1 protein-coding gene and 1 pseudogene are annotated in these 303 nt (G+C 70.6%); both read left to right on the top strand.

What is annotated here, in order from left to right:
* Positions 1–166, top strand: a pseudogene (locus OO52_RS53895) (5,10-methylene tetrahydromethanopterin reductase); the annotation flags it as partial.
* An 8-nt stretch (positions 167–174) separates the two neighbouring features.
* Positions 175–303, top strand: a 129-nt coding sequence (locus OO52_RS45745; protein ID WP_199820078.1) for an NAD(P)H-dependent oxidoreductase, incomplete at its 3' end; no start/stop codon positions are given.

Here is a 303-nt window from a genome sequence, read left to right on the forward strand (position 1 = left end):
GCAGCTCGACATGCTCGGCGAGGAGGTCGTGCCCGTCCTGCGCGAGGAGTTCGCCAAGGGACGCCCGGCCGGCGTGCCCGACGCGCCGACCCACCAGTCACTGCTCACCGCGAAGAACGAGAAGAACACGCAGGACGCGCAGGAGAAGGAGGAGAGCACCGTATGACCGAGCGCATGAAGGTCGTCGTCGTGTCGGCGGGGCTCAGTGTCCCGTCCTCCACCCGGCTGCTCGCGGACCGGCTCGCCGCCGCGGTGAACCGTGCGACGCCGGTGGACGTCGAGGTGGTCGAGCTGCGCGACCTC

It is taken from the genome of Streptomyces flaveolus (assembly GCF_000716535.1).
In the GTDB taxonomy this organism is placed as follows: domain Bacteria; phylum Actinomycetota; class Actinomycetes; order Streptomycetales; family Streptomycetaceae; genus Streptomyces; species Streptomyces flaveolus_A.